The organism is Actinomadura luteofluorescens (assembly GCF_013409365.1).
Taxonomy (GTDB): Bacteria; Actinomycetota; Actinomycetes; order Streptosporangiales; family Streptosporangiaceae; genus Spirillospora; species Spirillospora luteofluorescens.
The window spans coordinates 6,507,640-6,532,181 of sequence record NZ_JACCBA010000001.1 but is presented as its reverse complement, the minus strand read 5'-3'; the positions used below and the strand labels follow the sequence as shown (position 1 = coordinate 6,532,181).

General features: G+C 72.3%; 23 protein-coding genes and 1 riboswitch. Of the genes, 11 read left to right on the top strand and 12 right to left on the bottom strand.

Annotated features, from left to right (window positions below; all coding sequences use genetic code 11):
* Positions 1-4: 4 nt before the first annotated feature.
* The 6 genes from BJY14_RS30445 to metH form a co-directional block, all read right to left on the bottom strand.
* A complete protein-coding gene (locus BJY14_RS30445) occupies positions 5-148 on the bottom strand; it encodes a hypothetical protein (protein WP_179846758.1) in 144 nt (47 codons plus the stop codon).
* Positions 149-256: 108 nt separating this feature from the next.
* Complete coding sequence (locus BJY14_RS30440) at positions 257-1,741, bottom strand: hypothetical protein (RefSeq protein ID WP_179846757.1); 1,485 nt, start codon at positions 1,739-1,741, stop codon at positions 257-259.
* 75 nt (positions 1,742-1,816) lie between these two features.
* Positions 1,817-2,824, bottom strand: a complete 1,008-nt coding sequence (locus BJY14_RS30435; protein WP_179846756.1) for an SRPBCC family protein — start codon at positions 2,822-2,824, stop codon at positions 1,817-1,819.
* Between the two features lie 151 nt (positions 2,825-2,975).
* Positions 2,976-3,650: a formylglycine-generating enzyme family protein gene (locus tag BJY14_RS30430; RefSeq protein WP_179846755.1), complete on the bottom strand. Its 675-nt coding sequence runs from the start codon at positions 3,648-3,650 to the stop codon at positions 2,976-2,978.
* A gap of 30 nt (positions 3,651-3,680) precedes the next feature.
* A complete protein-coding gene (locus BJY14_RS30425) occupies positions 3,681-4,997 on the bottom strand; it encodes a HEAT repeat domain-containing protein (protein ID WP_179846754.1) in 1,317 nt (438 codons plus the stop codon).
* Positions 4,998-5,112: 115 nt separating this feature from the next.
* Entirely contained in the window at positions 5,113-8,718 is a 3,606-nt protein-coding gene (metH, locus tag BJY14_RS30420) for a methionine synthase (protein ID WP_179846753.1), read from the bottom strand.
* Between the two features lie 23 nt (positions 8,719-8,741).
* A riboswitch (S-adenosyl-L-homocysteine riboswitch) is annotated at positions 8,742-8,822 on the bottom strand.
* A gap of 67 nt (positions 8,823-8,889) precedes the next feature.
* Between metH and BJY14_RS30415 the strand changes: the two genes are divergently transcribed.
* Positions 8,890-9,519, top strand: a complete 630-nt coding sequence (locus BJY14_RS30415) for a nucleoside/nucleotide kinase family protein (protein WP_179846752.1) — start codon at positions 8,890-8,892, stop codon at positions 9,517-9,519.
* Here the strand turns inward: BJY14_RS30415 and BJY14_RS30410 are convergent.
* From BJY14_RS30410 to BJY14_RS30400, 3 genes are all read right to left on the bottom strand, one after another.
* Positions 9,516-9,905 (bottom strand): DUF6221 family protein, encoded by a 390-nt coding sequence (locus BJY14_RS30410; RefSeq protein ID WP_179846751.1) that lies wholly within the window; start codon positions 9,903-9,905, stop codon positions 9,516-9,518. The genes BJY14_RS30415 and BJY14_RS30410 overlap by 4 nt on opposite strands.
* Positions 9,906-9,987: 82 nt before the next feature.
* Entirely contained in the window at positions 9,988-11,241 is a 1,254-nt protein-coding gene (locus tag BJY14_RS30405) for a lipase family protein (protein WP_179846750.1), read from the bottom strand.
* A gap of 84 nt (positions 11,242-11,325) precedes the next feature.
* A complete protein-coding gene (locus tag BJY14_RS30400) occupies positions 11,326-12,516 on the bottom strand; it encodes a glycosyltransferase (RefSeq protein WP_179849727.1) in 1,191 nt (396 codons plus the stop codon).
* An 87-nt stretch (positions 12,517-12,603) separates the two neighbouring features.
* On the opposite strand from BJY14_RS30400, the gene BJY14_RS30395 reads away from it, so the two are divergent.
* From BJY14_RS30395 to BJY14_RS30360, 8 genes are all read left to right on the top strand, one after another.
* Positions 12,604-14,043 carry a type I restriction-modification system subunit M gene (locus BJY14_RS30395; protein ID WP_179846749.1) on the top strand — a complete coding sequence of 480 codons (1,440 nt, stop codon included), beginning with the start codon at positions 12,604-12,606 and terminating at the stop codon, positions 14,041-14,043.
* A complete protein-coding gene (locus tag BJY14_RS30390; protein WP_179846748.1) occupies positions 14,036-15,067 on the top strand; it encodes a restriction endonuclease subunit S in 1,032 nt (343 codons plus the stop codon). Before BJY14_RS30395 ends, BJY14_RS30390 begins: the two co-directional genes overlap by 8 nt.
* A 41-nt stretch (positions 15,068-15,108) precedes the next feature.
* On the top strand, positions 15,109-15,906 hold the full coding sequence (locus BJY14_RS30385) for a methyltransferase domain-containing protein (protein WP_218905650.1): 798 nt from the start codon (positions 15,109-15,111) through the stop codon (positions 15,904-15,906).
* A gap of 241 nt (positions 15,907-16,147) precedes the next feature.
* Positions 16,148-16,672: an ATP-binding protein gene (locus BJY14_RS30380; protein ID WP_179846747.1), complete on the top strand. Its 525-nt coding sequence runs from the start codon at positions 16,148-16,150 to the stop codon at positions 16,670-16,672.
* Positions 16,657-17,487 (top strand): SAM-dependent methyltransferase, encoded by an 831-nt coding sequence (locus BJY14_RS30375; protein WP_218905649.1) that lies wholly within the window; start codon positions 16,657-16,659, stop codon positions 17,485-17,487. The genes BJY14_RS30380 and BJY14_RS30375 overlap by 16 nt, the downstream gene beginning before the upstream one ends.
* A gap of 160 nt (positions 17,488-17,647) precedes the next feature.
* Positions 17,648-18,646, top strand: coding sequence for a hypothetical protein (locus BJY14_RS30370; protein WP_179846745.1), 999 nt, complete (start codon positions 17,648-17,650; stop codon positions 18,644-18,646).
* A gap of 26 nt (positions 18,647-18,672) precedes the next feature.
* Entirely contained in the window at positions 18,673-19,434 is a 762-nt protein-coding gene (locus tag BJY14_RS30365) for a class I SAM-dependent methyltransferase (RefSeq protein ID WP_179846744.1), read from the top strand.
* A 10-nt stretch (positions 19,435-19,444) separates the two neighbouring features.
* Entirely contained in the window at positions 19,445-20,026 is a 582-nt protein-coding gene (locus BJY14_RS30360; RefSeq protein ID WP_179846743.1) for a methyltransferase domain-containing protein, read from the top strand.
* Positions 20,027-20,130: 104 nt separating this feature from the next.
* Here BJY14_RS30360 and BJY14_RS30355 read toward each other — a convergent pair whose 3' ends face one another.
* The 3 genes from BJY14_RS30355 to BJY14_RS30345 form a co-directional block, all read right to left on the bottom strand.
* A complete protein-coding gene (locus BJY14_RS30355) occupies positions 20,131-20,349 on the bottom strand; it encodes a hypothetical protein (RefSeq protein WP_179846742.1) in 219 nt (72 codons plus the stop codon).
* Positions 20,350-20,452: 103 nt separating this feature from the next.
* The gene (locus tag BJY14_RS30350) at positions 20,453-21,286 is read right to left on the bottom strand and encodes an exodeoxyribonuclease III (protein ID WP_179846741.1); all 834 of its coding nucleotides are present in this window, start codon (positions 21,284-21,286) and stop codon (positions 20,453-20,455) included.
* Positions 21,287-21,311: 25 nt separating this feature from the next.
* The gene (locus BJY14_RS30345) at positions 21,312-22,067 is read right to left on the bottom strand and encodes a hypothetical protein (RefSeq protein ID WP_179846740.1); all 756 of its coding nucleotides are present in this window, start codon (positions 22,065-22,067) and stop codon (positions 21,312-21,314) included.
* Positions 22,068-22,407: 340 nt separating this feature from the next.
* On the opposite strand from BJY14_RS30345, the gene BJY14_RS30340 reads away from it, so the two are divergent.
* A complete protein-coding gene (locus tag BJY14_RS30340; RefSeq protein ID WP_218905648.1) occupies positions 22,408-23,013 on the top strand; it encodes a helix-turn-helix domain-containing protein in 606 nt (201 codons plus the stop codon).
* Between the two features lie 224 nt (positions 23,014-23,237).
* Positions 23,238-24,389, top strand: a complete 1,152-nt coding sequence (locus BJY14_RS30335) for an FKBP-type peptidyl-prolyl cis-trans isomerase (RefSeq protein WP_179846738.1) — start codon at positions 23,238-23,240, stop codon at positions 24,387-24,389.
* The last annotated feature ends 153 nt before the right edge of the window (positions 24,390-24,542 follow it).

Genomic DNA, 24,542 nt, shown 5'->3' with positions numbered 1-24,542 from the left:
GAGGTCATTCGGGATCGGTGAGCTTGGCGGCTATGGCGTAGTCGATCTGGATGTCTTGGTAGGTGGTCTGGGATTTGACCTTGTCCGGGAGGTTGGTGCGGGTGCTTCCGGAGGTGGAGTCGTCGGAGGAGCCCTCGGTGAAGGTCACCGAGACGTCGGGGGGCCTCTTCGAAGCGGAGTTCGTCGGCCTTCACTTTGGCGGTGAAGAGGATGTCCGCCGTGCGCTGAAGGTCGGCGTCGGGGCGGTCGCCGGGGCTCATGAGCGCGTGCCTTGCTGGGAGAGCATCCGCAGGAGGGCCTTGCCCAGGTCGCGGACCGAATCCTCTGTCTCGCGCAGGGCGCCTTGCAGCGCCGTGATCTCCTGCTCTCCGTCGGGCTTGTCCGCTCCGCTTTCCGGCTTCTCTTCGCCCTCCGGCTTGTCCTCGTCGCCGGACTTCGCTTCCTCCTCGTCCCGCTCGGAGGATGATTCTTCCGACTCCGCCTTCTCCTTGCCCCGGTCGTCGGACGGCTTCTCCGGCTCCGCTTCCTCCTCGTCCCGCTTGGCGGAGTCCTCTCGCTCCGTTCCCTTCTGATCCCGGTCGGAGGGCTCTGGCTCCGCCTCTTCCGCGTCCCGGTTGGAGGAGTTCTCTGGCTCCGCTTCTTCCTTGTCTTGATCGGATGGGTGCTTTGGCTCCGTCTGCTCTGACGAGGGTTCGGGCTCTTCCTTCTCCTTGCCTTCTTGGGAGGAGTCCTCGGACGTCGCCGTGTCGGTGGCGCCTTTTGCGGTTTCGGCTGTTTGGCCCACCGTGTCCTGGACGCCCTCGCCCGTGGCTTCGGCGGCTTGTCCGGCGCCCTTGCCTGCGTCCCGGACGCCCTCTCCTGCACCTTCGGCGGCGCGGCCTGCGCCCTTGCCTACCTGTCCGGCCGCTTGGCCCGCGCCCTTGCCCGCTTCGCCTACGCCTTCGCCCGCGCCCCGGCCGACTTGCTCGGCCGCACGGCCCGCGCCCTTGCCCGCTTCCCCAACACCTTCACCCGCGCCTTCGCCCACGTGTTCGGCGGCGCGGCCGGTGCCCTTGCCGACCTGGCTGACGCCCTCGCCGGCGCCTTCGCCCACCTCTTCGGCGGCTCGCCCGGCGCCTCGGCCGACCTCGCTGACGCCCTCGCCGGCGCCCTTGCCGACTTCCTTGACCGCGCCGCCCGCGCCCTCGCCGACGTCCTTCACCGCGCCCCCGGCGCCCTCGCCGACGCTTTCGACGGCGCCGCCGGCTCCGCGGCCGACGTCCTCCACGGCGCCCCTGGCGCCCTTGCCGACCTCGCCCACGGCGCTGCCGGTGCCGGAGCCGATGTCGCTCACCGCCGACTCGAGGCCGCGGCCGATGTGCTGGAGGATCTCCGGGTTGCGGTCGAGGGTGGTGAGGACGCGGTCGACGATGATGGCGACGTTGTCGAGCCGGACCTGGAGTTCGGCCTCCGCCTCGACGCCCTTGATCTCCAGCTTGACCCTGCCGAGGAACACGTCCGCGCCGACGTTCAGCTTGAGCAGGTCGAGGACCTCGGCGACGAGCGAGACGTGCGCCTCAAGGTTCTCGACCTCCAGGGAGATCTCTTCCACCTTGAGCTGCGGGACGTCGAGATGGACGTCCGGGCCCTCCGGGGGCTGCGCCCGCCGGTCCGGTTGCAGGGTCCTCCCGGTCAGGCCCTCCGAGTCGTCGCGGGACTCGTTCCGCTCGCGATCAGCCTTGCCGGACTCGCCGTCGCTCATCGTTCCCCCCGATGTTCGATCCTGGCCCCGAGGGTTGACATGCCCCCTCAGCGCCACCTTCCACCAGCGAAGACGTCAGGCGCGGGCGCTCTCCGCCTCTTTCTCCTCCTGCTCGGCCTCCGGCTTCTCCTTCTCGTCCTCCTGCTCTGCCTTCGGCTCCTCGGCCCGCTCGTCCGGCTTCTTCTCCTCGCCCTCGGCCTGGGCCTCCGACTTCGCCTCCTCGGCCTGCTCTTCCTCCTTGAGGGCGTCCTCGTGGGTCTTGACCACCTCGCCGTCGCGGATCTCGCCGCGCCAGCCTTCGACCTCTTCCTGCTCCAGCAGCGTCTTGGTCATCATGTGGCGCTTGATGTGCTTGAAGTCCAGGCGGAGGCGGCGGCCCTGGGCGCGCCACATGTTCGCGGTCTTCTCGAAGAAGCCGTCCGGGTGGTACTCGGCCACCAGCAGGACCCGTGTCATGGACGGCGCCAGCTCGTGGAACGTCACGGCGCCGTCGACGTAGCCCTTGGGGCCCTTGGACTTCCAGACGATCCGCTCGTCGGGCACCTGCTCGATGATCGTCGATTCCCAGGTGCGGTGGGACAGGAAGACCTGCGCCCGCCAGTTGATCTTCTCGTCGGACTCCTGCTCGACGCTCTCCACCTTCTTGGTGAAGCTCGGGTAGTCGGCGAACTGCGTCCACTGGTCGTAGGCCACGCGCCGGGGCAGTCCGACGTCGAACTCCTCCATGATGTTGGTGACCTTCATCTTGCCCTGGCCGCCGCCCTTGCCCTTGCCGCCGCCGCCGACGGCGCTCTTCACCTTGTCCTTCACCATTTCCTTGGCCCCGGTGGCGCCCGCGCTGAGGCCGGCCTTGAGTGGCGACTCGCCCTCGGCGAGCTTCTTCGCGCCGGTGGCCGCCGCCTTCCCGGCGACTCCCCCGCCGTCACCGCCGTCCAGCCGCTCGGTCAGGCTCCCGATCTGACCGCTCGCCTTCTCCAGTGCCCGCACCATGAGCGCCTGAGCCAGGGCGCGGGCGGCGTCCTTGAGCTGGTCGACCGGGAGGTCCTGCGCGTTGCCGTTGCCCCCCGTGCCCGATTCCGTCATGATCAGCCTTCGCTTCCCTGCCGGTTTCCCCCGTCACTGTCGGCATAGCCCGAGGAATCGGGACTAAAACGACAAAAAGCGCCACTGGCCAGCAAAAACGAATGATCTACCGTCCGCAGGCGTGCGGGCGGGGGCCTCCTTGAAGGGCCCCTCAGCGCGCGACGGAACGCGCCAGGCGGAAGCCCACGTCGTCGATCTGGAACGTCGGGTGGCTGCGGCGCCGCACCGAGGCCCGGCAACTCCAGTGCTCGTCGGACCAGCCGCCGCCCCGGAGCACCCGGTAGGCGCCGTAGACCTCGGCGTCGTAGAGGTCCCAGCACCACTCCCAGACGTTCCCCAGCATGTCGTACAGGCCCCAGGCGTTGGGCCGCCTGCCACCCACGTCGTGGACGTGCTCCTGGGCGTTCCCGCGATACCAGGCGATCTCGTCGAGCGGCCCGTACCGCGGGCCGGTCGTGCCGGCGCGGCAGGCGTGCTCCCATTCGGCCTCGGTCGGCAGCCGGTACCCGTCGGCGGAGGCGTCCCACTCGGCGCCCTCGCCGTCGGCGTCGAGCCGATACGCGGGCGCCAGTCCCTCACGCCAGGACAGGGCGTTGCAGAATCGCACAGCGTCCAGCCACGAGACGCGTTCGACGGGCAGCCGCCCCTCTCCGACGGCGCTCGGCCGCTCTGCGCTGACCTGGGCATACTGCGCCCGGGTGACCGGGAACACGCCCAGCCGGTAGGGCGCGAGGTCGACCGGCCAGCTGCGTTGCGTCCGCCGGTCCGACAGCGTCACCGTCCCCGCCGGGACGTCGACCATCTCGATTCCGGCGCTCGCGTCCATGGGCAGGTGATCCTACCGGCGCCCGCCGGGTCAGATCCGCAGGGCGCCGGGAGGGTGGCCGTGGCGGAGGCCGCAGGAGGTCAGGGCCAGGACGGCGTGCCCCTGGACGGACGTTCGCGGGCCCAGGGCGGACGGGTCGACCGAGGCGCGGGCCGCGAAAGTGGTGGCGTGGCAATCGTCGGGGATGCCGAGATCCTTCTTGACCTGGAAGTAGCGGGCCTGGAAGCCGGCGCTGTCGTGGAGGTCGATGCCGTCGAAGGCGTCGTCGGGGAAGGCGTCGTCGTGCGGGAGGACGTAGCCGTCCTCGGCGGGGTGGGAGCCGATCTGGTCGTCCGGTTCGAAGACGTCGTAGTAGCGGACCACGTCGCCGCCCTCGGCGACGCACCAGGCCGTCCACTCGTCGCCGCAGCTCGCGCCGTACCAGTGGGCCGTGCCGAAGCGGCGGCTCAGGTCGCGGCAGTGGTCCTGGATCGCGGAAACGTCGATGTCGTCCTCATGGTCGGGGAAGGGGTCGCCGAAGACGAGCGTCCAGCCGTCCAGGGACGGGGTGACGTAGACGCGGCGGCAGGGGCCGTGGTCGCCGCGCGAGACGTGGTGGTCGTGGTTCCAGGCGGACGCGCCGAGCCGCATCGTGACCGGTTCGGGTTCGGAGAGGTCGAAGGCGTCGAGGACGGCGTCGCGGTCGCCGGTGGGGACGGCGTACCAGGTGCCGCACAGGTGCATGGGTTCGGGTGTCTCCGTCGCGAGCTTGACGCGGATCAGCCGCCGGAGCAGGGCCAGGTCACGGTCGTCCAGCGCGGACGGGCCGCCGATCGCGGCGAGGGCCTCCAGGCCCCGGCGGCGGGCGGTGCCGCGGGAACGGCGGATCTGGCGCAGGAGCGGGATGACGCCCGGCCCGATCCCCTCGATGGCCCAGATGACGCGTTGCCGGACGTCGTCGTCCGGATCGTCCAGGAGGGCGAGCAGGGAGGGGGCGTGCGGGAGGGCCGCCTCTCCCTTGAGCTGCAGGACGTAGGCGGTGTTCGCGCGGACCTCGGGGCTCGGGTGGCTCAGGCCGGGGACGAAGGCGGCCAGATCGGCGATCTCCAGGCCACAGTGGGCCCAGCCGCAGCGGCGGGCGACCTCGCCGGTGGGCGCGGCCGCCATGGCCTCGACCAGGGGGCCGAGGGCGGGAAGGCCGATGCGCCGCAGGACGGTGGCGCTGGTGGCCCAGTCGACCGGGGAGTCCTCGTCGCAGAGGACGGCCAGGACGGGCCGGACGGCGGGTTCGCCGACGGCCACGAGCGCGTCGCCCGCCGCCTTGTGGTCGGGCCCGGCCAGCTGGTCGATCAGTGCCTGTATCTCCACGCGGGCATCGTGCCATCACCCGGTGACATCCGCGTCCGTTCCGGCCGGAACGGACGCGGCGCCGGTCCACCCCCACCGTTCCGCCGAGACGCGCCGACGGAACGGTGAAGGGCCGTCAGGACGGGTCGTAGGCGAGGTTGGGGGCGAGCCAGCGCTCGACCTCCGCGACCGGGAGGTCGCAGCGGCGGGCGTAGTCCTCGATCTGGTCCCTGCCGACGCGCCCGACCGTGAAGTAGCGCGACGCCGGATGCGCGAAGATCAGGCCGCTGACGCTGGCGGCCGGGGCCATCGCGTACGACTCGGTGAGCTTCATGCCGAGGCGGCCCGCGTCCAGCAGGTCGAACAGGGTCTGCTTGAGGCTGTGGTCGGGGCTCGCCGGGTAGCCGAGGGCCGGGCGGATGCCGCGGAACCGCTCGGCGTGCAGGTCCTCCAGGACGGGGTCGGCGCCGGGCTCGAACCAGGCGCGGCGGGCCTCCAGGTGGACGTACTCGGCGAACGCCTCGGCGAGGCGGTCCGCGAGGGCCTTCACCATGATCGACTTGTAGTCGTCGTTGTCCTGCTCGTACTTCGCGGCGAGGTCCTCGGCGCCGAGGATCGTCACGGCGAAGCCGCCGAGGTGGTCGCCGGACGGGGCGATGTAGTCGGCGAGGCAGCGGTTGGGGCGTCCCGCCGGCTTGGACGTCTGCTGGCGCAGCATCGGGAAGCGCGCGGCGCCGGGCAGGATGATGTCGTCGCCGTCGGAGTGCGCCGGCCAGAAGCCGTAGGCGCCGTGGGCCTCGAACGCGCCGTCGGCGATGATCTGGTCGAGCAGCTCGTTGCCCTCGTCGAACAGCTCGCGCGCGACGGGCTCGTCGAGGATCGCCGGGTACTTGCCCTTGAGCTCCCAGGCCAGGAAGAAGAACTGCCAGTCGATCATCTCGCGGATCGCGGAGATCTCGGGGCGGACGATCCGCACGCCGGTGAAGTCGGGCGTCGGCAGGTCGCCGAAGTCGACCCGCTCCCGGTTCTCGCGGGCCCTCTCGACGGTGAGCAGGGGGCGGCGCTGCTTGTTCTCGTGCTGCTCGCGCAGCCGGGCCTGCTCCTCGCGGTTGGCGGCGTCCAGCGCCGCGGCGCGCTTGCCGTCGAGCAGGTCGGAGACGACGCCGACGACGCGGGAGGCGTCCAGGACGTGCACGGTCGTCGCCTCGTAGGCGGGGGCGATCTTCACGGCGGTGTGCTGCCGGGACGTGGTGGCGCCGCCGATCAGCAGCGGCAGCCGCATGCCGCGGCGCTCCATCTCCGCGGCGACGGAGACCATCTCGTCCAGGGACGGGGTGATCAGCCCGGACAGCCCGATGGCGTCGGCGCCCTCCTGGACGGCCGTCTCCAGGATCTTGGCCGCGGGGACCATGACGCCGAGGTCGACGACGTCGTAGTTGTTGCAGCCGAGCACGACGCCGACGATGTTCTTGCCGATGTCGTGCACGTCGCCCTTGACCGTCGCCAGCACGATCTTGCCCTGGCCGCGGTCGCTGTGGGCGCGCCCCGCGGCGAGCGCCTCCTGCTTCTCCTTCTCCATGAAGGGCTCCAGGTAGGCGACCGACCGCTTCATCACGCGGGCGCTCTTGACCACCTGGGGGAGGAACATCTTGCCGGAGCCGAACAGGTCGCCGACGACCTTCATGCCGTCCATCAGCGGGCCCTCGATGACGTCGAGGGGACGTTCGGCCTCCTGGCGGGCCTCCTCGGTGTCCTCCTCGATGAAGTCGATGATGCCGTGCACGAGGGCGTGGGAGAGGCGCGCGGCGACCGGCGCGTCCCGCCAGGACAGGTCGACCTCCCGCTTCGTCCGCTCGCCCTTGACGTTCTCGGCGAACGACACGAGCCGGTCGGTGGCGTCGGGACGGCGGTCGAACAGCACGTCCTCGACCAGTTCGAGCAGGTCGGCGGGGATGTCCTCGTAGACGGCGAGCTGCCCGGCGTTGACGATGCCCATGTCGAGCCCGGCCCGGACGGCGTGGAACAGGAACGCCGAGTGCATCGCCTCGCGGACGACGTCGTTGCCCCGGAAGGAGAACGACAGGTTGGAGATGCCGCCGCTCGTGCGGGCGCCCGGGCAGCGCTCCTTGATGAGGGGCAGCGCGTCGATGAACGCCTTGGCGTAGCCGTTGTGCTCGGAGATGCCGGTCGCGACGGCGAGGACGTTGGGGTCGAAGATGATGTCCTCGGCCGGGAACCCGACCTCCCGGGTGAGCAGGTCGTAGGCGCGGGCGCAGATCGCCACCTTGCGCTCGGTGGTGTCGGCCTGGCCCGTCTCGTCGAAGGCCATGACGACGACGCCGGCGCCGAAGTCGCGGATGCGGCGGGCCTGCTCCAGGAACGGGCCCTCGCCCTCCTTGAGGCTGATGGAGTTGACGACGCCCTTGCCCTGGACGGTCTTCAGCCCCGCCTCCAGCACGCTCCACCGCGAGCTGTCGACCATGATCGGGATGCGGGCGACCTCGGGCTCGGTGGCGATGAGGTTGAGGAACGTCGTCATCTCCCGCTCGCTGTCGAGCAGGTCGGCGTCCATGTTGACGTCGAGCAGGTTCGCGCCGCCGCGCACCTGGTCGAGCGCCACGTCCACGGCGGCCTGGTGGTCGCCCGCCTCGATGAGCTTGCGGAACTTCTTGGAGCCGGTGACGTTGGTGCGCTCACCGATCATGACGAAGCCGGTGTCGGCGCCGATCGCGAACGGCTCCAGGCCGCTGAACCGGCTGGCCGCGCCGGGGGCGGCGACCTCGCGGGGGGCCATGCCCCGCACCGCCTCGGCGATCCTGGCGATGTGGTCGGGGCCCGTCCCGCAGCAGCCGCCGACGGCGTTGACCATGCCGGACGCGGCGAACTCGCCGACCTTGCCGCTCGTCTCCTCCGGGGTCTCGTCGTAGCCGCCGAAGGCGTTCGGCAGGCCCGCGTTCGGGTGGCAGGCGGTGTAGGTGCCGGCCAGGCGCGCGAGCTCCGCCACGTGCGGGCGCATCTCGTCGGCGCCGAGCGAGCAGTTCACGCCCACGACGAGCGGCTCGGCGTGCTCGATGGACCGCCAGAACGCCTCGACGGTCTGCCCGGACAGCGTCCGGCCGGACAGGTCGACGATGGTCACCGAGATCCACAGCGGCAGGTCCGGGGCGACCTCGCGGGCGGCGGCGATCGCGGCCTTCGCGTTCAGCGTGTCGAAGATCGTCTCGATCAGCAGCAGGTCGACGCCGCCCTCGGCGAGCGCGCCGATCTGCTCGGCGTAGGCGTCCTTGACCTGGTCGAACGTGACGGCGCGGTAGGCCGGGTCGTCGACCCGCGGGGACAGCGAGAGCGTGACGTTCAGCGGGCCGATGGAGCCGGCGACGTAGCGGCCGCCGAACTCCTCGGCGGCCTGCCGGGCGAGCCGGGCGCCCTGCACGTTCATCTCCCGGACCAGGCTCTCCAGGCCGTAGTCGGCCTGCCCGATGCTGGTCGCGGTGAAGGTGTTGGTCGTCGTGATGTCGGCGCCGGCCCGCAGGTACTGGCGGTGAACGTCGAGGATCACGTCGGGGCGGGTGAGGTTCAGCAGGTCGGGGTCGCCGGTGACGTCCTTGGCGTGGTCGTCGCCGATGAGGTCGCCGCGGTAGTCGCCGGGGGTCAGGCCCGCGCCCTGGAGCATCGTGCCCCAGGCGCCGTCCAGCACCGCGATCCGCTGCTCAAGAAGTTCGCGCAATGGAGTCTGAGTCATTGTTTTCGAGCACCTCCCATGGAATCTGGGAGGCGCCCTTGCGGGGTCGGGTATCTCGGGCCGAGCGTGGCGGGCTCTCGCCCGTTGCAGCGCCTCTCGGCCCGGTACCGAGGTTACATTCCGAGGGGCCGGTGTGTCAGGCGCGCCCGGGGTTGCGGGCAGGATGAGGTGGTGCGCGCACGACCGATCTCGCCGTCCCTGGTGGTCGAGGAGCTGGCCGACCGGATCGCGGCGTCCGGGACGGGCTCCTGGTCGCGGGTGGTGATCGACGGGGCGCCGCCCGCGGCGCCCTCGGACCTGGCCGACGCCCTCGTCTCGCCGCTGCGCGCCCTGGGACGGGACGTCGTGCGGGTGTCGGCGCGCGACTTCCTGCGCCCGGCGTCGCTGCGCTTCGAGCACGGGCGGGACGATCCGGACGTCCTCTACGACGAGTGGCTCGACGTGGGCGGGCTCGTGCGGGAGGTGCTGGGGCCGCTGGAGCCGTCCGGCACGGGGCGGGTGCTGCCGAGCCTGTGGGACGCGGCGCTCGACAGGGCGACGAGGGCGGACTACGTGCGCGTCCGGCCCGGCGGGGTCCTGCTGCTGGACGGCTCGCTGCTGCTCGGCCGGGGGCTGCCGTTCGAGCTGACCGTCCACCTGTCCCTGTCGCGCGGTGCGCTGGCCCGCCGCACGGCGGACGACCAGGCGTGGACGCTTCCCGCCTACGCGCGCTATGACGCCGAGGTCGCCCCCGTGCGCACCGCCGACGTCGTCCTGAAGGTGGACGATCCGGGCCACCCGGCGCTGATCACGGACGTCTAGGGCCGCCATTCCTCCTGGTAGGCGGGGTGGTGGGCGTAGGGCAGCGCGAGGAGGCGCAGCACCGCCTCGCGAACGGACCGCGCCGCGTCGAGCTCGGGGGTGCGGTGGCCCTGGCCGAGGATCCAGGCCTGCTTCTCGTAGTCGTCCAGGATCTGGCGCTTGGCCGCCACCTCGGCGAGCGCGCGCGACGGGTCGTGGCGGGCGATGTGCTCGGCGTAAGCGTCGTTGTCCGCCGTCGCGACGTGGGAGGAACTGTCGTCGGAGGGATCGCCGGTGTCGGTGCTGACCGTGCCGGAGGGGGCCGCCCTCCAGGGGGCGCCGGAGCAGGCGCGGGCCATCTGCTCGTCCCTGTCGAGCCGGGCGCGGAGGAACTCCACCAAATCCATAGGGCCATCCTGCCCCCTGCGGAGCGGGACGGCCCTATGGCTAAGGGGTTTCAGGCGGCGCCGGGGTCAGGCCGCACAGAGGTCAGGCGGCGCAGTTGCCGGTGACGGGCTTGCCCGCGAAGCGGTCGCCGAGGAACGTCATCGCGTCGGGCTCGCTCCAGAGCATGCCGGTGGCGTGCTCGGCGAAGGTGTAGGTCTTCCAGGTGACGTTGGCGCCCTTCGCGCACCACGCCTTGTGGAGGGTGTCGGCCTGCCCGGCGGGGATGATCTCGTCGTAGACGGCCTGCGTCTGGAGCACCGGGGCGCTCGGGGCGGTGGAACCGAGCTTGTTGGCGTCCAGGCGCCGCTGCCACTCGGGCGTGGCCAGCGGGTCGCTGGTCGTGTAGTCGCTGATGTGCCTGAAGGCGGTCTGCACGACGGTGAGGGGCCCGTCGAAGCTGACCAGGCACATGTCCTGGGCCTTGGCGAGCAGCTCGCGGCCGTCGTCGTTGAGGTAGCCGGCCAGGTCGAGCTCGGGGTAGGCGGCGTCGTAGCCGACGGCGGCCATGAACATCAGCGCGACGAACGGGGAGCCGTCCAGGCCCTTGGCGACGGCCTGGAGGTCCGCCGGGACGCCGCCCGCGAACACGCCCTTGATCGCCAGGTCGGGGGCGTAGGTCGCCGCCAGCTCCGCCGCCCAGCCCGCGGTGGTGCCGCCCTGCGAGTAGCCCCAGAGGCCGACCGGCGATCCGCCGAGCCCGGCGTCCGGGAGGCGCTGCGCGGCGCGGGCGACGTTCAGCAGGGCCCGGCCCTGGGAGCCGCCCACCTCGTAGGTGTGCTGCCCCGGGGTGCCGAGGCCTTCCATGTCGGTGACGGCGACGGCCCAGCCGCGGCTGAGCGCGTCCGCGATGAACAGCTCCTCGTAGTCCATGCCCTGGGTGAGGGTGTAGGACGGGGCACAGGCGTCGCCGAGTCCGCGGGTCCCGACGGCGTAGGAGACGAGCGGCCGCTCGCTCTGGCCCGTCCACTCCTTGGTGGGGACGAGGACCATGCCCGACACGGCGGTCGGCCGCCCCTGCACCGTCTCCGACCGGTAGAGCACCTGCCAGGACTTGACGCCCGCGTACGGCGAGTGGCCGACCGGGTCCACGGTGAACACCGCGGGACGCGACCGGATGACGTCACCGGGCGCGCCCGCCGGGAGCGGGGAGGGCGGCTGGTAGAACGGATCCTCGGCCGGGGGCTTGGGGTCCTGCGGCGCCGCGGCGGCGGTGCCCTGCAGAGCGGCCGCCGTCATGGCGAGGCCGAGGCACGACGCGACCGCGGCGCGCACGACCCGGCGAACGGTGATGGACATGGCGGGTAACCCTTCAACGTGGCGGCGGCGTCTCCGCGCCTGCCGTCGGCGTGACGGCAGCCCGACAGTAACGTAATTGGACACTTACTCCAATGTCGCCCGGGACGCATCGGCGGCACCGGATTTGTGCCGTCCCGACAAAGTCCGCCCCTTCCAGGCGCCGCCCCGGCCGGCGCGGTGCCTGCGGGCGGAGTCGACGGTCATCGCCGCGTACAGCAGGGCCACGAGCGGCAGGGCCGGGGCGCGCACGGGCGACAGGCCGTAGAAGCGCAGCATCGGCGCATAGGTGGCCGCCATCAGCGCCCAGGCGAGCGCGCCCGCCGCGAGGGCGGGCACGCCGCCGGGCGAACCCGCGGCCAGGCCCGCGACCGTCGCGGCGGGCGGGACCGCGTAGAGGAGCAGCAGGCCCGCGACGGTCCCGGCCAGCAGGGCGGGCGAGTAGCGCAGCTGGTGGTAGGCGCTGCGGACGATCATCGCCCAGAGGTCGGCGAGGCCCGGGTAGGGGCGGCGGCTGACGACGTCGCGGCTGAGATCGAGCCGGCAGCGCCCGCCCGCGCGCTTGAGCAGCCGCCCCAGCGCCACGTCGTCGATCAGCGCGCCGCGGATCCGGGCGAGACCGCCCGCGCCGGCGAGGGCGGCGCCGCGGACGAGCACGCAGCCGCCCGCGGCGGCGGCCGTGCGCGCCCCGTCCCGGCCGACGCGGCGGAACGGGTAGAGCTGGGCGAAGAAGTACACGAAGGCGGGGACGATCGCCCGTTCCCAGCCCGTGCGGGTGCTGAGCGTCGCCATCTGCGACAGCAGGTCGCGGCGCCCGGCGACGGCGGCGCGCACCAGCCGCTCCACGGTGCCGGGGGCGTAGGCGATGTCGGCGTCGGTGAAGAGGAGGAAGTCCGGCTCGCCCGCCGCCTGGACGCCCTCCGACATCGCCCAGACCTTGCCCGCCCATCCCTGCGGGCGCTCCCTCGCGGGCACGATCGTCAGGGCCGGGTCGCCGCCCGCCAGGGCGGCGGCGGTCTCGGCGGTGCCGTCGCCGCTCCCGTCGTCGACCAGGATCACGCGGAATGCGCCCGGATACCGCTGGGCGAGCAGCGTCGGGAGCGTCTCGGGGAGGACGGCGGCCTCGTCGCGCGCGGGGACGACGGCCACGACCTCGGGCCACTCGTCCGGCTCCGGCGCGCCGGGCAGGCCCGGCCCTGTCCTCCAGAAGCCCCCGTGCGCGAACGCCAGGTACAGCCACCCGGCCAGCGCCGCCAGCGCCAGGACGCCCACGACCATCACGTTCCGCAGCCTCGCACCGCGCCCGCCTCCCGTCCACCGACGGCGTCCCGGCGGCGTGGCGGGCCGGGCGCTAGAGTCACGCGGATGGACGATGTCCTCCGGAAAGGCGATGCCGTCTGGAAAGGCGATGCCCTCTGGAACGCCGACGTCCTCTGGAAAGCCGCCGGCAAGCTGCGCGGATCCGTCGACGCGGCGCAGTACAGGGACTTCGTTCTCGGGCTCGTGTTCCTCAAGTACGTGTCCGACTCGTCCGATGACGGGGGCTTCCGGGTGCCGGACGGGGCGCGGTGGGCGGACCTCTCCCCCGCCGCCGGCGACATCGGTGCGCGGATCGACGCGGCGATGGGCGCCGTCATGCGCGCCGACCCCGCGCTGGACGGCGTCCTCCCGCAGATCTTCACCGAGATCGACCAGCGGCGCCTCGGCGAGCTGGTCGAGCTGATCGGCCGGGCGCGGTTCGGGGCGCGACCCGGCGAGCGGCCCGCGCGGGACGTGCTCGGCGAGGTCTACGAGTACTTCCTGGAGAAGTTCGCGCGGGCCGAGGGCAGGCGCGGCGGCGAGTTCTACACGCCGGCCGGCGTGGTCAGGCTGCTGGTGGAGGTCCTGGAGCCGTTCCGGGGACGGGTGTACGACCCGTGCTGCGGCTCCGGCGGCATGTTCGTGCAGGCGGAGCGGTTCGTCCTGAGCCATCGGGGGCGGCCGGACGACATAGCGGTGTACGGGCAGGAGGCGAACGAGCGGACGTGGCGGCTGGCCAGGATGAACCTGGCCGTGCACGGGATCGCGGGCGACGTCCGCCGCTCCGACACCTTCTACGAGGACGCCCACCCCGGTCTCGCCGCCGACCACGTGCTCGCCAACCCGCCGTTCAACATGTCGGACTGGTACCGGGATCCCGGCGACGCGCGCTGGCGCTACGGCGTGCCGCCCGCGGGGAACGCCAACTTCGCCTGGATCCAGCACATCGTGGCCAAGCTCGGGCCGCGGGGCCGCGCGGGCGTGGTGATGGCGAACGGGTCGATGTCGTCCCGGCAGTCGGGCGAGGGCGAGATCCGCGCCGCGCTGGTGGAGGCCGGCCTCGTCTCGTGCGTCGTCGCGCTGCCGGACCGGCTCTTCCGCACCACCCCGATCCCCGCCTGCCTCTGGTTCCTGGACAGGAGCGAGAGCGTCCCGGGCGAGGTGCTGTTCGTCGACGCCCGCGCCATGGGGACGATGGTCGACCGCACCGAGCGGATCCTCACCGCCGACGACATCGCCCGGATCGCCGGCGCGTACCGGGCCTGGCGCGACCACGGCCATCGCGACGTCCCCGGCTTCTGCCGCGCGGCCGGCCTGGACGAGGTCAGGTCGCACGGCCACGTCCTCACGCCGGGCCGCTACGTCGGCGCCGCCGAGGCGGACCGCGGCGGCGAGCCCGCCGCCGACCGGGTGGAGCGGCTCACCAAGGAGCTCCTCACGCACCTGGAGGAGTCGGCGCGGCTGGACCGGGTCGTCCGGGACGAGCTGGAGCGGTTCGGTGGCTGAGCTGGGCGAGCTCGTCACGTTCTCGAACGGCCGAGCGCGTCCCGCCGCGGGCGCCCGCTACCGGACGTACGGCGCGAACGGCGTCATCGGGACGTCCGGCGAGTTCAACGCCGGGCCCCGCTCCACCGTCGTCGGCCGCGTCGGGAGCTACTGCGGCACCGTCCATTACAGCCCCGACCGGTGCTGGGTCACCGACAACGCCATCATCGCCACGGCCAGGGACGGAGTGAACCCCCGCTACGTCCACTACCTGCTCAAGCGGCTCGACCTGAACAGGTACCGCATCGGCTCGGGGCAGCCGCTCCTCACCCACGCGATCCTGAACGGCCTCCCCGTTCCGCGGCTGGGCAGGGCGGAGCAGGACGCGGCGGCGTCCGTCCTCGGGGCGCTCGACGACAAGATCGAGGTGAACGGCCGGATCGCCGCAGCCGGGGACGCGCTGGTCCGCGCCCGCTACGACGAGGCGGCGGCCGTGGCCGGGGCCGTCATCGCGATCGGCGAGCTCGGGGACCTCGTGCGCCGGGGCGTCCCGCCGCAGCGGATCGGACGGGACGAGAACTACATCGCGCTGGAGCACATGCCGAAGCGGCACATGTGGCTCTCGACCTGGACCGACGCGTCCGGCGTCACCAGCGCGAAGCGGCGGTTCGCGGCCGGCGACGTCCTGTTCGGCAAGCTCCGCCCCGCCTTCCACAAGGTGGGGCTCGCCTTCGTCGACGGCGTCGCCTCGTCGGACATCCTCGTCGTCCGCGCGAAGGACGCCGACCGCCGGGGGTGGCTGCTCGCCGCCCTGGCCAGCGACGACGTCGTCGCGCACGCCTGCGCCGTCAGCGACGGCACGCGGATGCCGCGCGCCAGGTGGCAGGACATCGCCGCCTTCACGGTCCCCTGGCCCGGCGACGGCGCCGCCCGCGCGTTCGGCGGATTCGCCGCCGCGCTGGCCCGCCGGGTGGAGGCCGCCGCCTCGGAGAGCGCGGCCCTCGCGAAGCTCCGCGACGCGCTCCTGCCGGAACTGATCCCCTGAAAGGACGCCCGCGCCGCCGGGCGGGGGGCATCATCGGACGGGTGGACTACCTTCTGGACAACCGGCAGGCCGAGGCGGGCGTCCGCTTCAAGGCGATCTCCGAGCTGTTCGACCCGTGGACGTTCCGCCACATGGACGACGCGGGCCTGCGCCCCGGCTGGCGGGTCTGGGAGGTCGGCGCCGGCGGGCCGACGGTGCCGTCCTGGATCGCGGGCCGCGTCGGGAGCGCCGGCCGCGTGCTGGCGACCGACATCGACGTGTCCTGGCTGGCGGACGCGCCGGAGCTCGCCGGAACCCCGGTCGAGATCCGGCGCCACGACCTGGTGCGCGACGCGCCGCCTGAGGGGCCGTTCGACCTCGTCCACGCCCGGCTCGTGCTGGTCCACCTCCCCGACCGCGACCGGGCCCTCCGGACGATGATCGAGGCCCTGCGGCCCGGCGGCGTCCTGCTCGTCGAGGACGCCGACCCCGGGCTCCAGCCGCTGGCCTGCCCCGACGAGCACGGCCCGGACGAGCGCCTCGCCAACGCCGTCCGGCGCGGCTTCCGCGCGCTGCTCGCCGAGCGCGGCGCCGACCTCGCCTACGGCCGCCGGCTCCCCCGGCTCCTGCGCGACGCCGGCCTGGAGGACGTGCGCGCCGACGCCTACTTCCCCTTCGCGTCCCCCGCCTGCGGCGTCCTGGAGACCGCGTCCATCCTCCAGGTGCGCGAACGGCTCATCGAGGGCGGGCACGCCACCGCCGAGGAGATCCGCCACCTGCTGGCCGCCATCGCCGCGGGGCGCCTCGACCTCACGCTCGCGCCGCTGATCTCCGTCCTGGGCCGCAGGCCCGGTGATTGACGCCCGTCCGGTTGCGCAAGCCCGGCGCGACCGGTAAGGCGCCGCCATGTGGCGGATCTTGGACGGGGCGTGACGTCCCGCAGGGTGCGGCAAGGCCCTTGCATGCGCGCAAGCGTTGGTGACTGGTCCCCGGGGCCTGCGTAAGAGTGTGTGTTGTTTCACTTCCACGTCCGACATCGACTTGGCCGAGAAGCACATGTTCGCTTACAGCCCGACACGGAGACGTGAAGCCGACACCGCCATGAACGCATCAGACACATGGTCCGGGGCGCCCGTGCTGGTGCCCGCACCCGCTCCCTCGCTGGAAGTCGGGATCCCGTCCGCCTGGAACCACAACGGCAAGTCCTCGGGGCGCCTCATCGGCGAGATCGACCTCGCCGCCACGCCGCCCGCCGTACGGCTCGGCCGCTCCTACGTCCGCGAGCTCGTCGGGCAGCACTTCGGCGCCGACCGGTCCGAGCTCGGCGACCTGGAGCTGCTGACCAGCGAGGCCATGACCAACTCGGTGCTGCACGCGCGGCCCCGCCGGGACGGCACGATCACGCTGACCGTCCTGCACGTCGACCGGTACGTGCGCGTCGAGATCACCGACGGCGGCGCCGCCCAGGGGCCGCCGCGGGCGGTGGACGAGGCGCTGCCGACGGGCGGCCGCGGGCTCGCCCTGATCAAGGCCCTCGCCACCGACTACGGCACCTGCCGCGGCAAGGGCGGGGCCTCGACCTTCTGGTTCGGCGTCGGCGTCCGGGACGGATGGCGGCTGCCGTGACCTCCGGGGCGGCGCTGAGCCCGGCCCGCCGAGCCGAACCGTCCCCACCCGGGGGCGGGCTCGGCACGGCGCAGGCCAGCGTCGCCCGCATGTGCAACTACCTCCTCGGCGGCAAGGACAACTACGCCGCGGACCGCGAGTCCGCCGAGCGTGCGCTGCGCGACTGCCCGGCGGTGCCGCGGCTCGTCCAGGCGAACAGGGGCTTCCTGGACCACGCCGCCGCGCTGCTCGCCGGGGACGCCGGGCTGCGGCAGTTCGTCGACGCCGGCTGCGGGCTGCCCGCCGCCGAGAACCTCGGCGACCTCGTCCGGCGGGCCGACCCGGCGTGCCGCGTCGCCTACGTCGACAACGACCCGATGGTGCTCACGCACGCGCGCGCGCTGCTCGCCGTGGACGCCGGCACGGGCGCCTTCGCCGGGGACGTCCGCGACCCGGCCGCGCTGCTCGCCGACCCCGGCCTGCGCCGCCTGATCGACTTCTCCGAGCCCGTCGCGGTGTTCCTGCTCGGCGTCCTGGACTTCCTCGCCGACGAGGACGACCCGGCCGGGATCGTCGCCGCGCTCGCCGCGGGCCTCGCCCCCGGCAGCCACGTGGTGATCAGCCACGCCGTGCGGTCGCCGGAGCTGGACCCGATCTCCGGGCCGTGCGAGGGCGTCGACACCCCGTTCCGGCCGCGGAGCGAGGACGAGATCGCCCGCATCTGCGCGAGCCTCCGGATGCTCGCCCCCTACCCCGCCCGGCTGGCGGCGCCCGCCGCCCCGGCCGACCGAGGCCCGCTGCCGCTCATCGGCTGCGTCGGGCGCGTGGCGGAGTGAGGACGGCATGTCCCCCGCGCTGCTCGCCGAGACTTCTGCTGATCGCCCGTCCCTTCCGCGCGGCGCTTCGCTACGATCGAAGCGCCAGCAACTGCCACATCTAGGGCGAGTGATGACAGCGGACGGCGAGCCGAAGTCTCTCTCCGACATCACCAGGGACATGGGACTCAACATGTCCGACGTGGCGGCCTTCTCCGGACTCGACGAGAGCACGATCTTCCGGTTGTGGGACAACGCGGAATGGCTCGACCGGGTCAGCGGGCGGTCGCTGCAGAGCCTCATGTCGTCCGTTCCTGGAATCGCCGAGTACTCGATGGCGCACGCCGTCCGGAAAAGGCGCGACGGGCTCGTCGCCGACCTGCACGGCGAAGGGCTCACCGTCGATCTGGACGCCCTGCAGAACTCGGCCGTCGCGCAGCAGCACCTGCTGAACGCGCTGGAGGCCGGGCTGCACATCATGCGCGGCCAGGCGACGCAGAAGACGTCCTCGTTCATCGCCCGCTTCTGGGGGCGCGAGCAGGACACCGCGCTGGAGGCGCTCTACTCCACCGAGGCCGGCCGTGGCCTCCTGGAAGACCCTCGCAGGCTCTTCGACTCGTCCATCGACCTGGCCCCGCGGCTGAACCGCAAGACCTACTCGTTCCATTCGATCCTCGCGCTCAACATCCTCACGCACCAGGTCAGCAAGGTCACCGGGTCGCTGGAGGCCGACCTCGGCTTCGAGGTGCCCGGGCGGCAGACCGCCTTCATGATGCGCGGCGTGGTGATGGGCTCGCTGATCAGCTCGAACGACTTCGACCTGGCCGAGCGCTACCGCCAGGAACTCGACGCGACGCCCGTCTACGCGGCGCTCGAGGAATGGTCGTTCCCCACCTACACGAGAGACGGCCGCATCAGCAGCGACTTCACCCTCCCGAGCTCCCTGTCGCTGCGCAACACGGCCACCGAGGTGCTCCGCGAGATCGCGGTCTACAACGACGCCTACCTCTACTACCTGGTGTCGACGTACATCCCGCTCGCGCTCAAACGCGACCCGGCGTTCGGCGGGAAGCTCCCCGAGTTGATCCGTGCGCTGGAACTGCGCGGGGTCGACTGCCGGGACAGAAGGATCAGACAGACCTGCAACACGCTGGTGCGGCGGCTCAAGGGCCTCGCCTGAACCAGGCCTTGGAGAATGGGGAGCCGGTGGAGGACACGGCGCAAGCCATCGCGAAACTGACGCGCGCGCGATGGGAGGCGAACGCGCAGTACTGGGTCAAGGTCATCAGGGAGCGCCGCGACCGGTACCGGACCGAACTGACCGACGCCGCCGTCCTGGACGCCGTCGGCGACTGCGCCGGCCAGAGCGTCCTGGACGCCGGATGCGGCGAGGGCTACCTGTCGCGCAGGCTCGCCTCCATGGGCGCCGAGGTCACGGGCGTCGACGCGGCGCAGGGCCTGATCGACGCGGCCTCGTCGCACCCGGAGCAGGAGGGCAAGGCCACCTTCACCCGCGCCAGCGTCGAGGACCTGCCGCTGGAGGACGACCGGTTCGACCTCGTCCTGTGCAACCACCTTTTCAGCCACCTGCAGGACCCGACCCGCGCCATCGGCGAGTTCTCGCGCGTCCTGCGCAGCGGCGGCCGGCTGGTCCTGCTGACGCTGCACCCCTGCTTCTACGTGGAGAACGCCGAGCAGGGCGCGGCGAGCAGCGTCCCGGCGTCGCGGTACTTCACCTCGCGCGGGATCGACCAGCGGTTCATGGTGGACGGCCTGGAATCCCCTTCGATGATCACAAGCTGGCTCCGGCCGCTGGAGTACTACGCTGGAACGCTCCGAGACGCCGGATTCGTCATCGCCGACCTGCGCGAACCGCACCCGACGGAAGAGCAGATGCGCGAGGACCCGTGGTGGCGCAAGGGCTTCCCGACGGCCATGTTCATGCTCCTGATCGCGGAGCGCCGTTAGAGTCGTCCCCATGGAGGACGTGCCGGCGGAATTAGCGGGGCATCCGGACAGGCTCCGGTGGAACGAGAAGTACGCGGAGTCGTCCGGTCCCTCGCGGGCCCATCCGCTCGCGGAGCGGGCGCTGTCGCTCGGGATGCCGGACGGCGGAGTGCTCGACCTGGCGTCGGGGCCGTCCGGCAGCGCCCTGCTGGCCGCCTGGACCGGGCGCCGCGTGACCGCCGTGGACATCTCCGAGATCGCCCTCGCGCGGCTCGGCGCGGAGGCCCGCCGCCGCGGGCTCGGCCCGCTGGTCACGCTCGTCCAAGCCGACCTGGGCGGCTGGCGGCCGGGCCCGGACAGGTACGCGCTCGTTTTGTGCACCGGGTTCTGGGACCGCGCCGTGTTCGAGCGCGCGGCCGGGGCCGTGCTGTCCGGCGGCCTGCTGGCCTGGGAGGCGTTCACCGAGGCCGCCCGCCGCGACCGGCCGCGGCTCCCCGCCGCGTGGTGCCTCAAGCCCGGTGAGCCCGCCTCGCTGCTGCCGGACGGCTTCACCGTCCTCGACCAGTACGACGACGGCGGCAAGCGCCGCCTCCTCGCCCGCCGCGGCGACTAGCGCCCCACCCGGGCGCAGAGAAAAATGCTCCGGCGAGCGGACGCGGCACGAAGCCGCGCCCACCCGCCGGAGCGGTGGATCATCTGCCGCGAGACGTCAGCCCGTCAGTTGTCGGACTTGACCTCTCCGGCCGTCTTGAACGCCTCGACCAGCGGGTCCGGGGTGACCGGGGCGGCGCCGGACGTGGAGCCCGAGGTGGGCTCGTCCTTCGCGGACGACTCGGTCTTCCCGCTGCCGCTGGTGTGCGGTGCGCTGCTGAACCCGCTGGTGTGCGGGGCGCTGCTGAACCCGCCGGTGTGCGGGGCGCTGCTGAACCTGCTCATGGTTCGTTTCCCTTCGATCTCGCAATCGTGTCCTGCCGGCGACCGGCAGGACCTCGTCCCGGATCGTACGGCTTTCAGCGCCATCCGCAAGGCACGAGACGGATCAATCGAGATCGACGACGACCGGGGCGTGGTCGGACGGGCCCTTGCCCTTGCGGGCCTCCCGGTCGACGTAGGCGGAGGCGACCCGTCCGGCGACGTCCTCGTTCGCGTAGAACAGGTCGATGCGCATGCCCATGTTCTTGTGGAACGCGCCGGCCCGGTAATCCCAGTACGTGTAGGGGTGGGGCCCCTTCTCGATCGTCGGGACGACGTCGCGGAGGCCGAGGGCCCGCAGGTCGGCGAGCGCCTGCCGTTCGGGGGGCGTGACGTGCGTGGAGCCGGCGAAGACGGCCGGGTCCCAGACGTCCTCGTCGGTGGGGGCGACGTTGTAGTCGCCGCAGGCGACCAGCGGCGCCCCCGCGGCGAGCTCCTCAGCGAGGGCGTCGCGGAGGGCCGCGAACCACGCGAGCTTGTAGGTGTAGTGGGCCGATTCCGGGGTGCGGCCGTTCGGCGCGTACAGCGACCAGACCCGGACGCCGCCGCAGGTGGCGCCGATCGCCCGGGCCTCGGGCGCCAGCAGGACGGGCTCGTTCAACTCCATCTGCTCGTCCTCGCCTTCGGTCCCCGCCTCACCCGCGTAGGCGGGCTCGCCCGGAAAGCCGTTCGAGACGTCCTCGATGCCGACCCGCGAGAGGACGGCGACACCGTTCCACCGCCCGTCACCGTGCGCGGCGGTGGCGTACCCGAGCTCCTCGACCTCCGCGGCCGGAAAGAGGTCCGCGCGGCATTTGGTCTCCTGGAGGCAGACCACGTCCGGCTTCGTCTCGTCCAGCCAGGCGAGAAGGCGGGGAAGGCGTGCCTTGACGGAATTGACGTTCCATGTCGCGAGGCGCATCCCCCAAGCCTGCCATCCGGCGGACCTACGACGGTGTCAGGTTGCAGTCGGGAACCCAGCCGACGACGCCGGTGGCCACGTTCCGCCCGTAGATCCAGAAGTTGCTGGTCACCCCGTTGTCGCAGGCGTAGTAGTCCCAGGGGCCGCTGCCGCGGATCGCCTCGAACTTCTGGCCGGGATAGCCGAGCCCGACACGGTGGGCGGTGTTCAGGGGGTTGTCCCAGATGACCACGCCGGGAACCCGGAAGTCGGGGTACTGGTGGACGTGGGAGGCCGCCGCCCTCCGCGGGGCAGCGTTCGCCGGGCTCGCGCTCCCCTTCCGGGCTTCGGGGTTGGCGTAGGTCGAGCAGGCCTGGGGGCGGGCAGGCAGCTGGACGCAGACCCGGAACGAGCCGCCCCCGAACCAGTCCGCGGTGTTGACCGACGAGGCCCCCATGGGAACGGTCGCGCGCGCTCCTCGGGAGCCGTGCTCCTCCTGGCCCGAGACCTCGGAACCCACAGGGGCATCGCGGATGTCGGCGTGCCACGATCTGCTGCCCGGGTGGTACCACAGCGTGCCGACCGCGTCCTCCTGCTGCACCGTGCGCAGCGCCCACCACGGACTGGCCGAGGCCGTGGCGGCGGGTGCCGTCAGGACCGCGCCCGCCGCGGTGGCGGTGGCGGCGCGTGCCGGGACGGCGGCCCGCCCGGCGGCCGGTGTGGCGTGCGCGGGGGAGGCCGTGGCGGGCGTCGGCGGAATCGCGGCGATCACGACGGCCACAGCGCTGACGATCTTCATCATGGTCGACCCTCACCTGGAGTGCGGACGCGGACGGCCTGGCCCGTCGTGGGGACGGGCGCGGCATCGCCCTTGCCCTCCAGATTCCGGCTACCTAGAGTGAGTGGACAATCTCATGGCGTAGAGATGCCAGCGGTTGAACCGTCAATGCCGACGGGACGCCTCGACGCGATGCCGGAGTGGGGGCCGCCAGGTGACACGGTCAGGCGACGGAACGCCGCGGCTTCCGCGACGCGCCGCCGAGCGCGAAGCCATGAGCCAGGCCCTGGAAGAAGCCGGCTTTTATGCGGCCCGAGGCCTGCGGCCCCCGACCCAGCGCGTGGATCCGCCCAAGGTCGGCGCCGTGGTCGCACGCCTGGCCGGCGCCACCCGCCAGGAACTGCTCACCTTCGACGACCCCTCCAGCTGCGTCAGCCAGGGCGTGCCCGAGCGCATGCTCCGGCACGCGGCTGCCTGCGTCCGCCAGGCCGCCGCCCAGGTTCCCACCCTCCGCCAGATCACGTCTCCGCAGGGCCTGGCCCATGACGCCGACCTGGACACCATCCAGTGGCGCAACGGCGGCCAGGCACGGCTCATCGAGCAGATCCCCTTCCGCCTGGCCGTGTTCGACCGCACGACGGCCGTCATCCCGCTCGATCTGGACGTGTTCTACAACGGCATGCTCGTCATCCGCGACCCCGCGGTGGTCAGGGCACTGACCCGGACGCACCACAACTCCTGGACGTCCGGCGACGACCTCGTCACCGACCGCGAACCGGACCGGCCGCCGGCCCACCTGGCCCCGATCCTGGCCTGCATGCGGGACGGCCTCCCCGACCACGCCGCCACCGCCCGCCTCGGCCTGTCGGCGCGCACCTACGCCCGCCGGGTCAGCGAACTGCTCGCCCTCCTCGGCACCACGAGCCGCTTCCAAGCCGCGATCATCGCCCAGCGCCGCGGATGGCTCTGAACGTCCCGGCCCGCCGTTCCCGGCGGCGTGGAGGCGTGTGCCACACGTCCGGCGGGGATATCCTGACGCCTTCCCCTGTCCCCTGCCAGATGACACCGCTCCTCGTACGTGACCGGTAGATTGCGGGTCGGCCTCCTTTACCCGGTTTTCACGCTGTGCTTAGCCCGGCCCTGGAAGGGTGGTCACGGTTGTGGTGTCGTCGAACCCGGAGCAAGTGAGGAAACATGTCCGAGGATGACAAGCCCCGGGGCAAGCCGGCGGTCAAGGCGAAGGCGAAGATCCCGAACGCCCAGAGCATCCGCAGCCCCGAGTTCACCCCGCACGGCATCAGCGCCGGCCGCGGCAGCGGGCTGAACCGGCCGTCGGCGCTGACCGCCAAGGAGGCCAAGAAGCGCCGGCTGATGATGATCGCGGGGATCGTGGTCGTCGCGCTCGCGGTCTCCGGCGGGGTGTACTGGTGGGTCAGCCGCCCCGGCCCGAAGGTCGAGGTGACCGGCAAGTTCGCCGCCGAGCCCAAGGTCGAGATCCCGAAGAAGCTGGAGCCGACCAGGACGCTCAAGGTCAGCACGCCGATCAAGGGCGGCGGCCCCGTGGCCGCCGAGGGCGACACCGTCTACGTCCAGTTCGCGACCTACAAGTGGTCGAAGGACAAGGACGAGGAGAACTCGCGGGTGAAGAGCTCCAGCGAGAAGGTCCGCTCGTCCTACGAGGAGGGCCAGCAGCAGCAGGGCGGCGGCGGCCCGATGCACCTCGTCATCGGCAAGAGCGGTCTCAAGGACATCGACAAGAGCCTCGTCGGCAAGTCGGCCGGCAGCCGGCTCGTCATGCAGCTGCCGCCGTCCAAGGAGCTCACCCAGCTGAGCCCGCAGCAGATCACCGACAAGGACGCGATCCTGTTCATCATGGACGTCCAGGCGGTCGTCCCGAAGAGCCAGCAGCCGCAGGGCGCCGCGCAGAAGCTGGACGACAAGTCGCTTCCCAAGGTCGAGGACAAGGGCGCCGGCAAGGAGCCCAAGGTGACGGTCCCGGACAAGGACGCGCCCAAGAAGCTCCAGGCCAAGACGCTCGTCGCCGGCAACGGGCCCGCGCTGGCCAAGGGCGACGAGGCGGTCGTCAACTACACCGGCAAGATCTGGAAGTCCGGCGACAAGTTCGACTCCAGCTGGGACAGCAAGCAGCCCGCGACGTTCCCGATCGGCCTGGGGCAGACCATCCCGGGATTCGACAAGGGGCTCACCGGCGCGAAGGTCGGCAGCCGCGTGCTGCTCGTCCTGCCGCCGGACGAGGGCTACGGCAAGAAGGGCAGCCCGCCCAAGATCAAGGGCGACGACACCCTGGTCTTCGTGGTGGACATCCTCGCGAAGGTCTACAAGTGAGCTGACCGAGGCGCGGCCGTGCGCGGGAGCGGCGGGGCACCCGGTCGGGTCCCCGCCGCTCGGCTTTTCTCGAAAGACCGCCCACTGCGACATCCGTCACGACAACCGGAGAGGCGGATTGCCCGTCCTCCTTTGGGAGACGCGGATGCGCAT

Excerpts from the sequence above, each read along its gene's own strand:
- BJY14_RS30440 (WP_179846757.1), bottom strand. The coding sequence starts at position 1,741 with ATGAGCGACGGCGAGTCCGGCAAGGCTGATCGCGAGCGGAACGAGTCC.
- BJY14_RS30435 (WP_179846756.1), bottom strand. The coding sequence starts at position 2,824 with ATGACGGAATCGGGCACGGGGGGCAACGGCAACGCGCAGGACCTCCCG.
- BJY14_RS30430 (WP_179846755.1), bottom strand. The coding sequence starts at position 3,650 with ATGGACGCGAGCGCCGGAATCGAGATGGTCGACGTCCCGGCGGGGACG.
- metH (WP_179846753.1), bottom strand. The coding sequence starts at position 8,718 with ATGACTCAGACTCCATTGCGCGAACTTCTTGAGCAGCGGATCGCGGTG.
- BJY14_RS30410 (WP_179846751.1), bottom strand. The coding sequence starts at position 9,905 with ATGGATTTGGTGGAGTTCCTCCGCGCCCGGCTCGACAGGGACGAGCAG.
- BJY14_RS30405 (WP_179846750.1), bottom strand. The coding sequence starts at position 11,241 with ATGTCCATCACCGTTCGCCGGGTCGTGCGCGCCGCGGTCGCGTCGTGC.
- BJY14_RS30400 (WP_179849727.1), bottom strand. The coding sequence starts at position 12,516 with ATGGTCGTGGGCGTCCTGGCGCTGGCGGCGCTGGCCGGGTGGCTGTAC.
- BJY14_RS30395 (WP_179846749.1), top strand. The coding sequence starts at position 12,604 with ATGGACGATGTCCTCCGGAAAGGCGATGCCGTCTGGAAAGGCGATGCC.
- BJY14_RS30380 (WP_179846747.1), top strand. The coding sequence starts at position 16,148 with ATGAACGCATCAGACACATGGTCCGGGGCGCCCGTGCTGGTGCCCGCA.
- BJY14_RS30375 (WP_218905649.1), top strand. The coding sequence starts at position 16,657 with ATGGCGGCTGCCGTGACCTCCGGGGCGGCGCTGAGCCCGGCCCGCCGA.
- BJY14_RS30370 (WP_179846745.1), top strand. The coding sequence starts at position 17,648 with ATGGGACTCAACATGTCCGACGTGGCGGCCTTCTCCGGACTCGACGAG.
- BJY14_RS30360 (WP_179846743.1), top strand. The coding sequence starts at position 19,445 with ATGGAGGACGTGCCGGCGGAATTAGCGGGGCATCCGGACAGGCTCCGG.
- BJY14_RS30355 (WP_179846742.1), bottom strand. The coding sequence starts at position 20,349 with ATGAGCAGGTTCAGCAGCGCCCCGCACACCGGCGGGTTCAGCAGCGCC.
- BJY14_RS30350 (WP_179846741.1), bottom strand. The coding sequence starts at position 21,286 with ATGCGCCTCGCGACATGGAACGTCAATTCCGTCAAGGCACGCCTTCCC.
- BJY14_RS30345 (WP_179846740.1), bottom strand. The coding sequence starts at position 22,067 with ATGATGAAGATCGTCAGCGCTGTGGCCGTCGTGATCGCCGCGATTCCG.
- BJY14_RS30335 (WP_179846738.1), top strand. The coding sequence starts at position 23,238 with ATGTCCGAGGATGACAAGCCCCGGGGCAAGCCGGCGGTCAAGGCGAAG.